A 17,589-nucleotide genomic window follows, 5' to 3' on the forward strand; every position below is an offset into this window, starting at 1 on the left:
TCATCAATTCCTCAGATTATGTATTACTCACTGCGTAATTTCCTTGAAGATATTTTTTAGGTACCCATAAATACTCCTAATACTAATATGTACTAGATATAGTTGGTAAACCACAGTGTAAAAATGAGTGAATCAAATGATCAATACAAATAATTACCACATTATCGCAAAGAGGATTATTTCTAATGCAGCAAATGCTTTAGATAAATTATCCAACAATATTCCTGCAGACTTTAACAGAATTATAGAATTTTTACTATCTTTTAAGGGACGGATAATTTTAACAGGTATAGGCAAAAGCGGTTATATTGCAAGGAAAATAGCTGCTAGTTTTTCTTCAACCGGTATGCCTTCCTTTTATTTACATCCTTCAGAAGCAAGTCATGGTGATTTAGGTACGATAACAAGAAATGATCTAGTAATGATGTTATCTAATTCTGGTGAAACTAAAGAACTATTTAATATAATTGAATATTGTAACAACTCTTCGATAAAAATTGCCGCAATGACAATGAATAAAAATTCCACTTTAGCTAAAAGAAGTGATTTTTTATTAATAATACCTGAATGTCAGGAGGCTTCATTAATTGGTGCCCCTACTATCTCATCTTTAATAATGTTATCACTCGGCGATGCTGTCATGACTGTTATACATGAAGAACGAGGCTTTACTAGAGATGATTTTAAAATTTATCATCCAGGTGGTACAATAGGTGCGAATTTAACAAAAATTAAAAATATAATGCGTAGTGGTGATGAAATACCTTTAGTATACGAAGATACTTCATTTACCGAAACTATCATTATTATGAATAAAAAACGGTTAGGTTGTACTCTTGTTACAGATAAAGAACAAAATTTGATAGGGATTATCACAGATGGTGATTTACGTCGTAATATTAACGATCAAATCCATTTAAAAACAGCATCAAGCATTATGACCAAAAATCCTCATCATATCTCATCGGGAATATTTGCACAAGAGGCTTTAAATTTAATGAAAGCAAAAAATATCACTAATATACCGATTGTTGATAATAATATGATTATAGGCATTATTCATATTCATGATTTACTCAGAATGGGAGTTAGTTAAAATAATATGCCATATTTTTATAAACTGCGAAAAAAAATTTGGAAATCTGTATATCTTTTAATAATACTAGGAATGTTATATATAGGATATATTTTAATTCAAAACGGTTATATGAATGAAAAAAATGATATTAATGTTACTAAAAAAAATCTAAATTTAAGAAATAATAAAAATTATGATTTAAAATATAATGTGATATTGCAAGATTCAATTTTTGAAGGAGTCAATAAAAATTTAAATGCGTATAAGATTAAAACTGAACGAGCTATAAAAGAATCAGGGAATAAATATAAATTAGATATAATAAATGCTATTTATAGTATTAAGCAAGACCAAACTCTTATTATTACTGCGAAAGAAGGTTTTTTAGATCAAGAATCAAACACATTAGATTTAAAAAACGATATAAAACTTTTTGTTGATGAAATAATATTTAACACTAATAATGCAAGGATTAATTTAGTAAATCAAAATATAAATGGTAACTCCTCTGCTAAATTAATTTACAAAAACTCTTCAATTACTTCGGATAGTTTTAATACAATGAATGAAAATAATATTATAATTTTTAAAGGCAATGTCTCTACAATCATCGATTTATCGGATTATTAAACTTATAATATTTCTTACTGTTAATATATCTATTGCTAGTGCTAAAGATACAAATTTACAAATTACTGCTAATACTTTAATTATTGATAGAATAAAACAAAAGGCAGAATATTCTGGAAATGTCATTATTTACTTCGATAATGCGATACTTAAAACGCAAAAATTATATATTTTTTATAAAACAATAGCTGAAAAGAAAATTATTGAACATATAGTTGTTCCTACCAAATTGACTGTAGAAAGAAAAATAAATAATGAATTATTACTTGCAGATAGTGCTAAATATTTTTTTGTTGATAAACAACTTATTCTACTTGGTAATGTAATATTACAACGCAACGATCATGTTTTAAAAACTAATAAACTAATCTACTATGTAGAGATTGTTAGAAAATAGTTAGATGTAATACTCTGTTTTGTCCAAAATACAAATTTAATAACGCAAAAGTTAATGGTCAAAACGTGGTAAAATGGAGGTATTAATACACCGGAAACATACAAATAAAAAGATGGATAATTTACAAATTAAAAATATATCAAAATCCTATAAAAAAAGAAATATATTAACTGATATATCTCTTCATATAAAACAAGGAGAAATAGTTGGTTTATTTGGGCCTAATGGAGCAGGGAAAACAACTTGTTTTAACATTATTATTGGTTTAATGAGTCCGGACTCAGGACAATTACTTTTAAATGATATAAATATTACAAACTTGCCTATTTATTTACGAGCAAGGCTTGGAATCGGATATCTTCTTCAAGAACCTTCAATATTTCGTGGATTATCAGTTGCAGATAATATTAAAGCTGTAGTTGAAATATCTGAGAATGATAAAGAAGTAATAGAGCAAAAAACACATGATTTGCTAGAGAAATTTTCAATAATACATTTAAAAGATTTTTCCTCTGCTAGCTTATCAGGTGGTGAAAGGCGTAGGCTTGAGATTGCACGTTCGTTTGTAATAGAGCCTAAATTTATAATGCTTGATGAACCACTTGCAGGTATTGATCCGCTTGCTATTTCTGATATCAAAAATCTAATTACTTATTTACGTGAATTTAATATAGGTATATTAATCACTGACCATAATGTACGTGACACTTTAGATATAGTAGACCGTGCTTATGTTATTTTTGAAGGTAAAGTATTATTAGAAGGGAGTGCTCAAGAAATAGCTAACAGTAAAAAAGTCAAAGAAGTATATTTAGGAGAGAGTTTTAATTTTTAGGCTATGTCATCATGTGATTAGGTAAGCATATTGACAACGTAAATCAATATTAATAATTTTACTTGATTCTGTGTCTAGTCGGCTATAGTATGACATCGTACAATATTAAAGGTTTCATGAACATTAACAAAGAAATTTTTAGGGCTTATGATATAAGAGGTAATAGCATTAAGCACTTAACAGAAGAAGTAGCTTATAAAATAGGCTTTTGTTTTGCTAATATGAGTATAACAAAGGATAATAACAAAATCTGTGTTGGTTTAGATGGTAGGATTAGTTCCCCTACACTTTGTAAAGCCTTAGAACTGGGATTAACTGATTCAGGAGCTAAGATCATAAATATTGGTGTAGTGCCAACTCCAGTTTTATATTTTGCCGATAAACACTTTATACCTGCCGGTAGTATTATGGTGACAGGATCACATAATCCTCGTGATGATAACGGTTTTAAAATGCTACAAAATGGTAAATCTTTTTTTGGTACGCAGATACAGTCATTATTGACTAAGATTAATGGCGTGCAGTGGCCTGATCACAACCTAAAGTCAAGATGGAAAATAATACCTAGCTGGAATGAGATAAAAGATAAATATACCGTAGATACTTTAAAAGCTAAAGGTCAATTAAACAGTGATTCTACACAGTGTATCAAAAAAGGTTGTTACATGAGCAGCATAGAATTTGATGTATTAAAGGTATACATAAAGCGTATTTTAGAAGGAATAAATATCAATCCAAAACTAAAAGTAGCTTGGGATCCAGGTAATGGAGCAACATGCAATGTTATTACAGAGCTAACAAAACATTTAATTAATAAAAATATAATCATAAATAGTAAGATTGACGGAAATTTTCCAAATCATCATCCTGATCCTACTAATCCTGCTAATTTACAAGAGTTAATAAAATTAGTTAAAGAACAAAATTGTGATATTGGTATAGCTTTTGATGGTGATGGTGATAGAATCGGTATTATAAGTGGAGTTGGAAAAATATTATTTGGTGATCAAATTGTATGTATTTTTGCTGAGGATATTTTAAAAGCACATCCAAATGCAAATATAATAGTTGATGTAAAAACTAGTCAATTTATAGTAGATAAAATAAAATCATTCAGTGGAAATACGATAATATGTAGAACAGGACATCCTTTTATTAAAAGCAAAATGCTTGAGACAAATGCTTTACTAGCAGGTGAAATGAGTGGACATATATTCTTTGCCGATAAATATTTTGGCTTTGATGATGCAATTTATGCAGCTCTTAGATTCTTAGATTTACTTAGCAAATCAAGTAAAACTCTAGATAAGATAATAGATGAGTTACCAAAAATCTATAGTACCCCGGAAATTAAAATTTTCGTTACATCTAGATTAAAATTACAAATTATTAAAGAGATTAAAGAAAAATTATTAGAAGATAAAATCGAGTTTAATGATATAGATGGTGTACGTGTAAATACTAAGAATGGTTGGTGGCTTCTACGTAGTTCTAATACCGAATCTATTATAGTTGCAAGAGCTGAATCAGTTAGTCAACATGGCTTAAAGCATATAATAGCTATGATGAATAAATATCTTGTAAAATACGATTTATTAATTAATTATTAAAATTAAAATACTATTTGTATTATTTTGCTTACATTAAATGTATAATATTATGATCTTTTTATTTAATAGCAAAATATAACTGTTTAAAGAATTTATTTATCATGTAGAAACTGAATAAGTTATTATTTACATGAAAATTTTGTAGTATGTAATTTAATTTATCGATTATAAAGAAGTTAACAATACACAAACTTGAGACAATACTAATATTGTCTATATGCTCCCTAGCTAGAACCAAACTTGCGGTATATGGTTCAACTTACCTACTGTGATCACATTATTTACAGTTAAAAATATTAATATTTAGTATATTAAATTGTGTTCTTGATACTGCGAACAAATCATTATATGACACATCGTATGTTTCACATGCCATACAACAATGCCATCAGAAAATGATACATGACACCAAAATTTATACAATAACCTAATAATTATAGACTTATCAGTGATCAAGAAAGAAATAATTATATTATGTGGACCAACTGCTAGTGGAAAGTCTTATTTAGGGCATGAACTTGCTAAAGCATATGGCTGTGAAATCATTAATATCGACTCAATGCAGGTTTATAGAGAAATACCTATTATCACCGCCTCTCCTATTCAAATTTATAACACCGGCATCCATTATCATCTTTATAATTTCTTATCAATTACGGAAGATTTTTCAGTAATAAAATATCTAAAACTTGCTTCAGAAAAAATAAGAGAAATAACAGCTCGAGGTAAGATACCAATATTAATTGGAGGCACTGGTTTATATATTAACTTATTAGTCTTTGGCTATAATAATATTCCTGATATCTCACAAGATGTACGAGTACAAGTAAGAAATTTACATAATGAAATAGGTAATATAGAATTATGGAATAAATTAGAGAAGCTTGATCCTATTGCAGCTACAAAAATCAATCATTGTGATACTCAGCGTTTAATTAGGGCTTATGAAGTACTCATGCACACTGGTAAATCTATTTTTTCTTTTCATACTGCACAAAAAGAACGAATCTTATCTGATTTTAATTTTAAAATTATTTTCTTAAACCCTGAGCGCAAATTTTTATATAAAACTTGTGATGAGCGTTTAGATAAGATATTTAAAGATAAAGCAATTGATGAAATTGCTTTAATAAAAAAACAATTTACTCCTAAAGAGTATGCTAATTTAAAAGCTGTAGGGATAAAAGAAATTATAGCATATTTAGATGGGAATCTAACACTAAATGATGCTTTAAATGTAGCTCAAATGAGAACTCGTCAGTATGCTAAAAGACAAGTTACTTGGTTTACACACCAGATACAAGATAAGACAATATTAGAATATTCAACCCAAGAAGAGTTTGAACAAATATTAAGAAACTTGTTATTTACTTTAAAAAGTTAATGTACTAAAGATCAATTTAGTAAGTCATCTTGATACTTTTTTCCATTAATATGTGATAATTAACAGCAAAAAATAAAGAAGCGAATTTTAAATGCATCTAGTGTAATTATTTATTTCTCCTTTCTTTGCTATTAGATAATAAGAAAATACATTTGGTATAAGATATTAGAATAGCAATCCTATTACTCAAATTTAAGACAATACTTTGTACTTTTTAATATCAACTAAAACTTTAGGTGCTAATGCTTTTGTCTTATCAGATTTGGTATTATTAAATAATATTCAATATTGTTGTTTGTTTAGACTGTCTATTGTATGCACACATACATATACCTTTGATTTGTTACATTTTATGTATTTTTGGAATAGTTGTTGATACGTGATGAGCATATATTAGTATATTATTTCTTATCAAGGTGACTTTGATACATAAAACTCCACTAAAGTTTTAAGAAAATTACTCTATAAAGTTACTTTATTCCAGTCTGTTAGCTCTTGCTTTAGTTCAACTGCAATATCTTGAAGTTTGTTAAGTACTTTTTCATTTTTAAAACATTCTTTCAATATGCTGAGTCCTTCTTCATTAAAGCACTTTTAACTTGAAATTCTCTAAAATCTGCTTTTGCTAAAATAAGATGCAACCTATTTCCGGTAAATAATCTGAATGTTTTTTTTAAATCCCAATATTGGAGAATTTGCAAGAAGTGATTTTTTACTTTAATAGTTTTATTAAAATTCTTGAATTGAATATATTAGAAATGTAATAAATATTATCGTAAAATTGATTTAAATAATTAAATCAAGAATTATCTATGTATTTTTTGATTTTTTGTAAGTACTGATTTGTAAGTATGCGATTTATTCTTATTATCTACTATATGTACTTTACTATCTAAATTTGAAACTATACTTTTTGCTTCTTTTAATACATCTGATGTATTAATTTTTTTAAACTCATTCTTTAAATTATCTTTTAACTGTTCATTAAAGATTTCTTTTGGTAAATAAATTCCACTGGTAATAGTGCCTAATAAGGTATATTTAGATTTAGAATAGAAAGTAGATGCAATATTACTTGCTAACTTTTCTAGATTTTGATGCTCTAAAAAATTATCAATATTATTTTGGTTTGGTTTAGAATATTCAGCAACGATAGATTTTAGCATCTGATTAATCAGATAAAAATCTTCACCTCTATTATCACCTTTATCAAAAAGTTTTTTTGATATTTTCTCGCTTAAAATATTTGCAAATAAATTACTCTTAATATCTTGTTGATTTGCAATATTTTCATATAACGGATTCAATATTTGAAATGGCGAATTAACATGATTTGTAATATGTTTATATTGATTTATTTTAGGAGTTTCTAGATTAGTAACCATATTCATAGGCAATGAATTTAACTTATCTATAATATAGTCTTTAACTATTTGATTTTCTTCAAGTAATATTTTTACTTGTTGTACAAATTCTTTTTTACTAACTAAATTTCTTTTGTCTTCAGCTTTTATTTGTACAAATACTTTATCAATTGCCTTATCAACTAATTTTGCTTGTTGTGCTTTAATTAGTTTAGGTGCTAAAGTAGGGATAGTCTTATCAAGATTATAAGTGTCTGTAAATATTATTAAATTATCTGGTAATTTAGCATCTACTAAATTAGTATTTTTAAAATTACAATCTCTTAACGAAGTTACTTGAGTTAAATCTGCATTTTTAAGTGATACACCTGAGAAATCAATATTTGATAAATTACCTGATAATATAGCGCCTTCTAAGTTGAATTTTCTATTTCGTATTTTATCTAAATTTGTTCTAATAGTAATTTCATCTATAGCTTTATCTTTAAAATCTTGTGATGAACTAAATATATCTTTTACTTTTTCAGTAGCATAGTTAAACCCTGAGTTAAACCCTGCTTTTATAATATTAGGTAATTGTCCTTCAAAATAATTTGTTTTTTGAGCTAGATCATATATCGCACTAATTGCACCATGGTAATTACTTTTTTCAACTTCTTCTATAATTTTAACTAACTCACCAGGATAATTTAACATTGATGGTAGTACATTATATAATTCTTGCTTATCAAGGTTATTTATACCTGGTATATCTGATAAAGTTTTATCTAAAATATTTGCAAATATTGTTCTATTATTATTTAAATATTCTTTAATTTCAGGATTATCTTTAGTTAAAACTATTAACTCTTTTGTCATTTGCGTATAATTACCTTTAATAAAATCGCGAAAAACATTTTTTAAGGATTCCGGTTTATCAAGTAATATAGGCATTATTCTAGTGAGCTTTGTAACATCACTTGCTTCCATACCATAATTTATAAGTTGTTGTTTTATAATTTGGCTATTTTTTTCATCTTGTGCTAAAACACCATTAATTAAGTTATCAAATAACCCTTTTTTACTTTGCTCTACTAAGATATCTTTTAATTTAAATGAAGGATCATTAATAATAGAGATTATATTACCGGTTAAACTCATATAATCGCCTTTATTTAAGTCTGTAATAATCTCATAAGCAATTTCTGGCTTTGACATCACTTCGCCTACTATAATAAGCATTTGTTTATCAAAATTATATTCTTTTGTTATGTTTTGTACGCTAGGAGTATTTTCAATAATCCCTAAAGCAATATTTGGTAATATTGTTTTATTATTAGCAAAAAAATTTTTTAATTGATCATCACCAGCTACCATTGCTAAGGCTTTTTCAAGAGATATCATGACACCTTGATTTGGATCATTAAGAGTATCAAAAATTTCTTTTATCTCAGGAATTTTATTTAATAAAGTAGGAATAATATCTAAAATTTTAAGATCGATTTTGTAACTTTCAAAATATTCTTGTAAGAAAGGTTTAGATTGTGCCTTTACTTCTTTTAGGAAACTTGAAAGTATTATTTCTTGTTCATAGAATAATTTATTAAACTTTTTTAGAATATTAGGATTGTTTATATTATTTACTAATTCTTGTTTAACATCAGGATGTGTATTAAATATTTTTAATAATTTTTTCTTTTCTGGTTTTTGTAATATATCATCAAAAGATTTGATATAATCACTTGGAAGTATTTCAGTTACTCCGGTACGTATATAATGAGTAATATCTTTGCTCTTGGCATTAAAAAATTTTTGGAAATTTTTATCGGTAACCAACATATCTAAAATGTTAGAAGTTACTTTATTCCAGTCTGTTAGCTCTTGCTTTAGTTCAACTGCAATATCTTGAAGTTTGTTAAGTACTTTTTCATTTTTAAAACATTCTTTCAGTATTTTGAGTCCTTCTTCATCTAAAGCACTCTTATCTTGAAATTCTCTAAAACCTGCTTTTGCTAAGATGCGACCTATTTTCGGTAAATCATCTGAATGTTTTTTTAAAAATTCCCATATTGGAGAATTTTCAAGAAGTGATTTTTGGAATTCTGAACCCAGATATATATTAGATGACTTAGCAAGCTTGACAAGATTATAAGTATTCACAGGATGAGTTAAAATAAACTTTGCTCCGAGTAAGATCGTTCTTAAGCTGATACTATTTGAAGATGATAAATCTTTAATTGCACTCTTTAGTGCTTTATTAGCTTTAGATGAAGATAAAACTTTTTCTACAACTTTTTGATAATTTTTATTATTTGTGGCAGCCATAAAATTAATCTTAGAAAAAATATTTATAATTCTATTATTAGAATATGTACTAGTATTAGTATAGTACTATTTATTATCCATTTCAGCAAAAACTTCTTCCCATGAACCGGTAGTTGCTGCTTTAGAATATTCAGTTGCTCTATTTTCAAAAAAATTTGTATGCTCAACTCCATTTAACATTTCATCAAGCCAAGGAAGAGGGTTATGATTTACCAAATATACATCTTTAAGTCCTAACTGCATTAAACGACGATCAGCAATATAACGAATATATTGTCTTACTTCATATGCTGTTAACCCTTCAATACCACCAACTTCAAAAGCCAGTTCAATAAAAGCATCTTCAAAATGCACAATAGTTGTACACGCTTCATAAATACGTTTACGTAGAGTTTCAGTCCAAACTTCAGGATTTTCTCTTACAAAAGTCTTAAATAGCGTAATAATTGAGTTAGTATGTAGTGTTTCATCACGAACAGACCAAGCAATAATCTGTCCCATACCTTTCATTTTATTAAAACGAGGAAAATTAAGCATAATCGCAAAAGAAGCAAATAGTTGTAATCCTTCCGTAAAAGCTCCAAACACTGCAAGTGTAGTGGCTATGTCTTCTTTATTATCGACACCGAATTGCTGCATATAATCATATTTATCTTTCATTTCTTTATATTTAAGAAATGCTGAATATTCTACTTCTGGCATACCTACCGTATCAAGTAAATGTGAATACGCTGCGATATGTACTGTTTCCATATTAGAAAAAGCCGATAACATCATTAATACTTCAGTTGGTTTAAATACTCTTGAATAATGTTTCATATAGCAGTTATTCACTTCAATATCCGCCTGAGTAAAAAAACGAAATATTTGAGTTAATAAATGTTTTTCCCCTGGAGTTAAATTATATTTCCAATCTTTAACATCATAGGCCAATGGCACTTCTTCTGGCAACCAATGAATTTTTTGTTGAGTGTGCCAAGCTTCATATGCCCATGGATATGAAAATGGTTTATAAATTGGACTTGCATCAAGTAGTGACATAATGTTATTACTAATATTACATTGTTTAAAGGTTTTTGGTCATAAGTCTAGAGAAATTATGGAATAATTTTATGCATGCAATCTTACACAAAATTTTTGAGTTTGGCATACAGTACATCATTTCTTACAAATGACGATTTGGTATATATGTATATAAATATATATTTACTGACAAGCTAAGCATTCTTCATAGTTACGAGTCTGTGCTAACTTGGCATTTTGCTTTTCTAAATCTTTAAAATCGGCTTTTAATACGTCATGCGAAACTTTATCAGCGCGCTGTATTGATGTTGATCTACAATAATATAAACTTTTTATTCCTTTTTTCCATGCTTTAAAATGAATATTATTTAAATATTTCTTACTAACATTACCATGTAAAAAGATGTTTAACGCTTGTGATTGCGTAATGTAAGGAGTACGGTCAGCAGCAAGCTCAATTAGCCAATTCTGATCAATTTCATAAGCAGTTTTGAAAATTTGCTTTTCTTCTTCAGATAAAAATGTTAAATGTTGCACTGATCCTTCATGTGTTGCGATAGAAGACCAAACTTGATCATTATTAAAGCCTTTTTCTTCTAATAACTGTTCTAAATGTTTATTACGTACATTAAAAGAGCCGGTTAAAGTCTTTTGTACAAAGCTATTAGCGGCAAACGGCTCTATACCAGGTGAAGCATTACCTGCTATTACTGAAATTGAAGCGGTAGGTGCTATGGCTGTTTTATTACTAAATCGTTCATTACTTCCTGAATCTAAAGCATCAGGACATGCTCCTTTATCTTTCGCGATTTCTATTGAAGCTTTATCGACTTCAGAAGATATATATTCAAATATTTTTTTATTCCAAACTTTTGCCATAACAGATTCTATTGGTACTTTTTTCATTTGCAAAAATGAATGGAAACCAATTACACCAAGTCCAACGCTTCGCTCACGAAAAGCTGCATATTTCGCTCTTGCCATCGTATTCGGCGCTTTATTAATAAAATCCTCTAAAACATTATCAAGGAATAACATAATAGAATGAATAAATTCCTTATCATCTTTCCAGACTTCATAATATTCTAAATTTAAAGAAGAAAGGCAGCAAACTGCAGTTCTAGACTTTCCTAAGTGATCAATTCCTGTCGGGAGTGTGATTTCGCTACAAAGATTAGACATTTTAACTTGAAGCCCTAATTTTTTATGATGCGCAGGGATAGTTTTATTAACACTATCAATAAATAACAAATAAGGTTCACCCGTTTCTATTCTAGTAGTTAATAATTTAATCCATAAATCTCTTGCCCTCACTTTATTCGCAACTTTTTTAGTAGCAGGACTAACAAGGTCAAAATCCATATTATTTTCAACTGCTTGCATAAATTCATCAGTAATAGTTATACCATGATGAATATTAAGAGACTTACGGTTAACATCTCCACCAGTTGGTCGTCTTATATCAATAAATTCTTCAATTTCAGGATGATTAATAGGTAAATATACAGCCGATGAGCCTCGTCTAATAGAACCTTGTGAAATAGCAAGAGTCATTGAATCCATTACTTTAATAAATGGTATAATGCCAGATGAATGACCTTTATCACGAATCGCTTCATTAATAGAACGAACATTACCCCAATAACTTCCAATTCCACCTCCACGCGCAGCAAGCCAAACATTTTCCATCCATAAATTTACTATATCGTCTAAGCTATCATCAGTCTCATTCAAGAAACATGAAATAGGAAGTCCTCTCTCAGTTCCTCCGTTACTTAAGATTGGTGTTGCTGGCATAAACCACATTTGACTCATATATTCATATAACTTCTGGGCATGCTGTTTATTTTCAGCATAATAACTAGAAACTCTTGCAAATAAATCTTGGAAATCCTCACCTTTCATAAGATATCGATCTCGTAGAATCGCTTTACCGAAAGGAGTAAGTAAATTGTTGTATTTGTTATTTATAGTTATTTGAAATTTATTTTTTTTAAGCATATTCATTATAGATACTATTGGTTGTAGTCGTTATTATAATGCTTTTTTGCAAAAATGACACCATTTTAGTGTATAGAACTAAAATTAAGTAGACACGAGAATAATAATTTATTCAATATAAATATTTAATTTTTTTTTTGATTTTTGACTTGACAAGAATAACACTTGATAAATATTTATTTTTTTGATTTTTGACTTGACAAGAATAACACTTGATTACGATACATGCGTAATTAAAAGTTATATTTCTCTATAGATATTTGTATCTTATTAGATATCGGTAAGAGATATTTTAAAAAATGTTTTAGATTAAACAATCAAGTATCACATAATGCAACTAGACATATTGTCGAAAATGATACAAAAAACCTTAAATATACACAATAGTGCTAGTAGTAATATAACATTAAAATAATGTTATAGACATCTTTAATCACCTCTGAAACCTCATCCTATTATAATAATCAATATAAATAATGTTATTTATTAGATATCAATAAATATAACGCGGTGCTTTATCTAGAATAAGATATGCCAATTTTTTTGATAAAAAGCTAAGTTATTAGCACAGTTAATAGAATTAAAAAATTCATTACATGTTTCAACAACTATAAGATCATTACAAAAAAATTCTTATCTCTGCTTTACTTGTTTTAAATACGTTAAATTTTACTCTTCATTGTTTTAGTAAAAATTAATAAAATTTTTTTTTCAAAAATAAACTTCACAGCACCATGATTAAGATTTATGTATCATAAAAGTATACAAATCTTCATTATTTATTGTTACGGTAATAATTACTTAAAACTTATAGATGCAAAAGTCTGTTATTGCAAATGTGCATATACTTATATCGCTTCTTTTTACTGATCAATTGTATAGATATCATCAGTATTTAAACCTTTTACACACTATTATGCACACTAAATTATTCGCATCATATACTAGCTTATATAAAAATACTTAATTGGATATCAACTATTTTATTGCTACTGTATCATTGTTCTGTAATGTATATTTATCATTATTTTTTACTATAACAATTAGTATAGATGTGATAAAAGTGTAAAGTATCTAACAATAAAAGTACTTAACAGATTAAGAAATTACCTGCCAACAAAACAGATAATTTTTAATTTTCATAATTAATTTACAAATTTTTGTCCGTTTAAAAAACGTTATATTAATAAATATTTTGCTACATAGAAATCTTTTATTTTGACCAAAAGAGATTGGAAGTAGCATAGATACTACATGATCAATAATAATCTTACTATAAAACAAAGCTAAAAATATTTTAGCATCAAAAAAATTAAATGCATTATAACATTTAAATTACAATATTATAATAATACGATAGTGCTTAAAAAAGCTTACTACAAAAATGTTTAATTTATAAATTACTCATATAACAATTGATTATTTCATCAATATCCAATAAAATCCTTCTTTAAATTTAAATACGAAATAATGTATAATACTGATATTGTAATCATAGGTTCAGGTCCAGTTGGATTATTTGCAGTGTTTCAAGCTGGAATGCTTGGAATGAAGTGTCACGTTATTGATGCACAAGAAGTTATCGGTGGTCAGTGTATTACACTATATCCTGAAAAGCATATTTATGATATACCGGCTTATCCTAAAATTACAGCGAAAGAGTTAATAGAACAGTTAAAGTCTCAAGCAGCTCCTTTTAATCCTGTATATCACTTAAACCAACAAGCTATAGAGCTCAATAAACACAATGATTTTTTTGAAATAAAAACTTCAAAAAATACTATTATTAAAAGTAAAGTTATTATTATTGCAGCAGGAGCAGGAGCATTCGGTCCTAATAAACCGCCTCTTGCAAATATTGAAGATTTTGAAGGAAAATCAATTTTTTATTTTATTAATGATAAAAGCAAATTTTTAGGTAAAAATATAGTTGTAGCTGGAGGTGGTGATTCCGCTGTTGACTGGACTATTGCACTTTCGGAAATTGCAAATAAAATATATTTAGTACACAGACGTGATAAATTTACTGCTGCTACTGAAAGTATAAGGCAATTAAGGCATATAGCAGAAACTGGGAAAATTGAATTAGTAACAGGTTATCAATTAAATAATTTAGATGGTCATAATAATGAACTTCAAGCAGTAATAGTTAAAGATTTGCAAAATAATATCCGAAAATTAGATGCAAATATATTATTACCGTTTTTTGGTTTAAAACAGGATTTAGGACCTTTAGCGAATTGGGGTTTAAATGTAAAGCTTCAACATATTGAAGTAGATAATTACTATTATCAAACTAACATCAAAGGTATTTATGCAATTGGGGATGTTGCTCATTATGTTGGTAAGCTTAAGTTGATTATTACAGGTTTTGCGGAAGCTGCACACAGCATTAATCATGCTTATAGTAGAGTATTTGATGGTAAGGCATTACATTTTGAATATTCTACAAACAAATATGAGCAAAAACAATAAATTAAGATATCAATGTGTGTATAAAGAAAAGAATAAACTTATAGGCAATGATATTGGCATGTTCATTACAGAATAAAGTAAAATATCATCACATCAGTTAAAATACTAAATTTATGAGTATTATTTATTATATGCCTGAATACAGTGTGGTCAAGCCACTGCATTACAAACACAAAAGGATAACAATATTGTGAATAATATAATTGACGGTAAAGCATTAGCAAATGAGATACTAGCAGATTTAAAGCTAGAAATTCAAGGATTTAAGGAGAAAACTCAAACTTCACCAAAACTTGCTATAGTATTAGTAGGCGATAATCCAGCAAGCATGATTTATATAAAAAATAAAATAAAAAATGCACAACAAGTAGGAATTGATACTTTATTAGTAAATCTATCTACTAATATTTATACAGATGATTTAATATCAAAAATTAATGAGTTAAATCTTGATAAAGAGATTTCAGGAATTATAGTGCAACTTCCTTTACCAAGTTCTATAGATGAAAATAAAATTTTATCAGCTGTACTACCGTCTAAAGATAGCGATGGTTTCCATCCTTTAAATGTTGGTTACTTACATAGCGGGATTAATCAAGGTTTTATACCATGTACTGCTCTTGGTTGTCTTGCAGTTATAAAAAAATACGCACCGAATTTAAACGGTAAAGATGCTGTAATCGTTGGACGCTCAAATATAGTAGGTAAGCCTTTAAGTGCTTTACTATTAAAAGAAAATTGCAGTGTTACTATTTGTCATTCTAAAACATGTAATTTAAGCTCTATTACTTCTAAAGCCGATATTGTAGTTGTTGCAATAGGCTCACCTTTAAAATTAACTGCAGAATATTTTAATCCCGAATCTATAGTAATAGATGTAGGAATTAATAGAATTAGCAACAATAAAATTATCGGTGATGTTGATTTTGAAAATGTTAAGTCTAAAGTAAAATATATTACTCCCGTTCCAGGAGGTATTGGGCCAATGACTATTGCATTTTTACTTAAAAATACGGTTAAGGCATTTAAGAATGCTATAGCACTCTAAATGCATTAGAAGTCATTATTTACCTTTTTGTATTGCAATCTCAAGAATTTTTTATTACATAAAATTGCAGTATCGCGCTTAACTCAACTTCTTACAATTGTTTATACTATGGAGTGTGCATTGAGATTGAGTCTTATAAAGATTTGCAAGTTCTACATAATTTCTTATATTATCTTCCATATATTGCAAATCTTGATCTGTTAAATATCTAATAAATTTTGCAGGAGATCCCATCCATAATTCGTTAGATTTAATTATTTTTTTTGATGGAACTAAACTTCCTGCAGCAATGAAAGCATATTCTTCTATTACAGCATTATCCATTATCGTAGTACTCATACCGATAAATGCATTATTATGTATTGTACATGCATGAATTAGAGAGAGATGACCAATAGTTATATTATTACCTATTTCTACCGGTCCGTTAAATCTTGAAGTATGAATTACACTACCATCTTGCACATTAGTATTATTTCCTATTTTTATCGATTCAACATCACCTCGCAGAACCGTATTAAACCAAATACTCGAGTTATTACCTATTACAACATCTCCTATTAAAGAGCTATTTTTGGCAATATATGCGCTTTTAGCGATTTTTGGTATAATTCCTTTATAAGGGATAATAAGCATTAATTACAATCTACCTAAAAAATATTATCGTCTTTACTGATAAAAAACTATATTACATATGATTTGATATTTTTAAATACAACAACAGGTAAATCTTCTAAATAAATTTTCCGCTTCTGTTAATAATCTTAATATTTAAACAGGCTGTTCAGCGAAAATTATAGGATTTATCTTAGTAATTAGATGTTTCACGATCAAAGTATTGATGAATCATATATTGGTACCTTCGTAAGAAATTTCTGATATTTTTACTTTACCAGCATGATGATTTTTGAATTTTGATTTATATTTTCTCAGCTGTTTTTCTAATTTTGACATAGCTTTGTCAAAAGCTAAATATATATCGTTACACATATCATTACTTTTGACTATATTATATTTACCTGAGCCGTATTTGACTATAATATCACATTTAAAATTAATTCCCTCTTTTGAAAAATGTATATCTATATTTATTAGATCAGTTAAATATTTTTTAATACCTTGAGTAGCCCTAACTTTTGCATATTCTTGTAAATTACTACCGATCGAAATATGTTGACCTGAAACTGAAATAATCATAAATAACCTTTATAATCTAAAATAATTTATTGTATAGGGTTACTAAAATAGTATCTATACAATTAATTTATATTTAAAATAATTGCAAGTTTTATTACAAATTAATTTAAACTTTATCTATAGAGATTACAATATTCATATTTTATGTCCTGAAATTTAATGAGGTTTATAGCAATCTTCCTGATATTGACATAAATTTGCATTGTTTCAAACAGTCATTTTTTAGCTTTATATTCTTCTCTA

The 17,589-nt window shown here is 27.6% G+C and carries 11 protein-coding genes and 4 pseudogenes; 9 read left to right on the plus strand and 6 right to left on the minus strand.

What is annotated here, in order from left to right:
• The first annotated feature begins 136 nt into the window (after positions 1 to 136).
• From RT_RS02445 to miaA, 7 genes and pseudogenes are all read left to right on the plus strand, one after another.
• On the plus strand, positions 137 to 1,096 hold the full coding sequence (locus RT_RS02445; protein WP_011190944.1) for a KpsF/GutQ family sugar-phosphate isomerase: 960 nt from the start codon (positions 137 to 139) through the stop codon (positions 1,094 to 1,096).
• A 6-nt stretch (positions 1,097 to 1,102) separates the two neighbouring features.
• Positions 1,103 to 1,708 carry an LPS export ABC transporter periplasmic protein LptC gene (gene lptC, locus RT_RS02450; RefSeq protein WP_011190945.1) on the plus strand — a complete coding sequence of 202 codons (606 nt, stop codon included), beginning with the start codon at positions 1,103 to 1,105 and terminating at the stop codon, positions 1,706 to 1,708.
• Complete coding sequence (locus RT_RS02455) at positions 1,674 to 2,105, plus strand: LptA/OstA family protein (RefSeq protein WP_011190946.1); 432 nt, start codon at positions 1,674 to 1,676, stop codon at positions 2,103 to 2,105. The genes lptC and RT_RS02455 overlap by 35 nt, the downstream gene beginning before the upstream one ends.
• A 112-nt stretch (positions 2,106 to 2,217) precedes the next feature.
• The gene (gene lptB, locus RT_RS02460; RefSeq protein WP_011190947.1) at positions 2,218 to 2,940 is read left to right on the plus strand and encodes an LPS export ABC transporter ATP-binding protein; all 723 of its coding nucleotides are present in this window, start codon (positions 2,218 to 2,220) and stop codon (positions 2,938 to 2,940) included.
• Between the two features lie 116 nt (positions 2,941 to 3,056).
• Positions 3,057 to 3,392, plus strand: a pseudogene (locus RT_RS04615) (phosphomannomutase/phosphoglucomutase); the annotation flags it as partial.
• A 246-nt stretch (positions 3,393 to 3,638) separates the two neighbouring features.
• A pseudogene (locus RT_RS04620) lies at positions 3,639 to 4,550 on the plus strand (phosphomannomutase/phosphoglucomutase); the annotation flags it as partial.
• A gap of 448 nt (positions 4,551 to 4,998) precedes the next feature.
• On the plus strand, positions 4,999 to 5,934 hold the full coding sequence (gene miaA, locus RT_RS02470; protein ID WP_011190949.1) for a tRNA (adenosine(37)-N6)-dimethylallyltransferase MiaA: 936 nt from the start codon (positions 4,999 to 5,001) through the stop codon (positions 5,932 to 5,934).
• A gap of 468 nt (positions 5,935 to 6,402) precedes the next feature.
• Here the strand turns inward: miaA and RT_RS04625 are convergent.
• The 4 genes and pseudogenes from RT_RS04625 to RT_RS02485 all read right to left on the minus strand — a co-directional run.
• A pseudogene (locus tag RT_RS04625) lies at positions 6,403 to 6,648 on the minus strand (hypothetical protein); the annotation flags it as partial.
• A 92-nt stretch (positions 6,649 to 6,740) separates the two neighbouring features.
• Complete coding sequence (locus RT_RS02475) at positions 6,741 to 9,602, minus strand: pentapeptide repeat-containing protein (protein ID WP_011190950.1); 2,862 nt, start codon at positions 9,600 to 9,602, stop codon at positions 6,741 to 6,743.
• 66 nt (positions 9,603 to 9,668) lie between these two features.
• Positions 9,669 to 10,643: a ribonucleotide-diphosphate reductase subunit beta gene (locus tag RT_RS02480; RefSeq protein ID WP_004599080.1), complete on the minus strand. Its 975-nt coding sequence runs from the start codon at positions 10,641 to 10,643 to the stop codon at positions 9,669 to 9,671.
• Positions 10,644 to 10,808: 165 nt separating this feature from the next.
• Positions 10,809 to 12,632: a ribonucleoside-diphosphate reductase subunit alpha gene (locus RT_RS02485; RefSeq protein ID WP_011190951.1), complete on the minus strand. Its 1,824-nt coding sequence runs from the start codon at positions 12,630 to 12,632 to the stop codon at positions 10,809 to 10,811.
• A 1,464-nt stretch (positions 12,633 to 14,096) separates the two neighbouring features.
• Here RT_RS02485 and RT_RS02490 point away from each other — a divergent pair.
• Together RT_RS02490 and folD are read left to right on the plus strand one after the other, a co-directional pair.
• Positions 14,097 to 15,101 (plus strand): NAD(P)/FAD-dependent oxidoreductase, encoded by a 1,005-nt coding sequence (locus RT_RS02490; RefSeq protein WP_011190953.1) that lies wholly within the window; start codon positions 14,097 to 14,099, stop codon positions 15,099 to 15,101.
• 190 nt (positions 15,102 to 15,291) lie between these two features.
• Positions 15,292 to 16,149, plus strand: a complete 858-nt coding sequence (folD, locus tag RT_RS02495; protein WP_011190954.1) for a bifunctional methylenetetrahydrofolate dehydrogenase/methenyltetrahydrofolate cyclohydrolase FolD — start codon at positions 15,292 to 15,294, stop codon at positions 16,147 to 16,149.
• Between the two features lie 78 nt (positions 16,150 to 16,227).
• On the opposite strand, the gene RT_RS02500 is transcribed toward folD, so the two are convergent.
• Together RT_RS02500 and hpf are read right to left on the minus strand one after the other, a co-directional pair.
• Positions 16,228 to 16,785 carry a gamma carbonic anhydrase family protein gene (locus RT_RS02500; RefSeq protein ID WP_011190955.1) on the minus strand — a complete coding sequence of 186 codons (558 nt, stop codon included), beginning with the start codon at positions 16,783 to 16,785 and terminating at the stop codon, positions 16,228 to 16,230.
• Positions 16,786 to 16,832: 47 nt separating this feature from the next.
• Positions 16,833 to 17,346, minus strand: a pseudogene (gene hpf, locus RT_RS02505) (ribosome hibernation-promoting factor, HPF/YfiA family).
• Between the last annotated feature and the right edge of the window lie 243 nt (positions 17,347 to 17,589).

It is taken from the genome of Rickettsia typhi str. Wilmington, from assembly GCF_000008045.1.
GTDB classification, from domain to species: domain Bacteria; phylum Pseudomonadota; class Alphaproteobacteria; order Rickettsiales; family Rickettsiaceae; genus Rickettsia; species Rickettsia typhi.

Excerpts from the sequence above, each read along its gene's own strand:
- RT_RS02485 (WP_011190951.1), bottom strand. The coding sequence starts at position 12,632 with ATGAATATGCTTAAAAAAAATAAATTTCAAATAACTATAAATAACAAA.
- RT_RS02455 (WP_011190946.1), top strand. The coding sequence starts at position 1,674 with ATGTCTCTACAATCATCGATTTATCGGATTATTAAACTTATAATATTT.
- RT_RS02500 (WP_011190955.1), bottom strand. The coding sequence starts at position 16,785 with ATGCTTATTATCCCTTATAAAGGAATTATACCAAAAATCGCTAAAAGC.
- RT_RS02490 (WP_011190953.1), top strand. The coding sequence starts at position 14,097 with ATGTATAATACTGATATTGTAATCATAGGTTCAGGTCCAGTTGGATTA.
- RT_RS02445 (WP_011190944.1), top strand. The coding sequence starts at position 137 with ATGATCAATACAAATAATTACCACATTATCGCAAAGAGGATTATTTCT.
- lptB (WP_011190947.1), top strand. The coding sequence starts at position 2,218 with ATGGATAATTTACAAATTAAAAATATATCAAAATCCTATAAAAAAAGA.
- RT_RS02475 (WP_011190950.1), bottom strand. The coding sequence starts at position 9,602 with ATGGCTGCCACAAATAATAAAAATTATCAAAAAGTTGTAGAAAAAGTT.
- RT_RS02480 (WP_004599080.1), bottom strand. The coding sequence starts at position 10,643 with ATGTCACTACTTGATGCAAGTCCAATTTATAAACCATTTTCATATCCA.
- lptC (WP_011190945.1), top strand. The coding sequence starts at position 1,103 with ATGCCATATTTTTATAAACTGCGAAAAAAAATTTGGAAATCTGTATAT.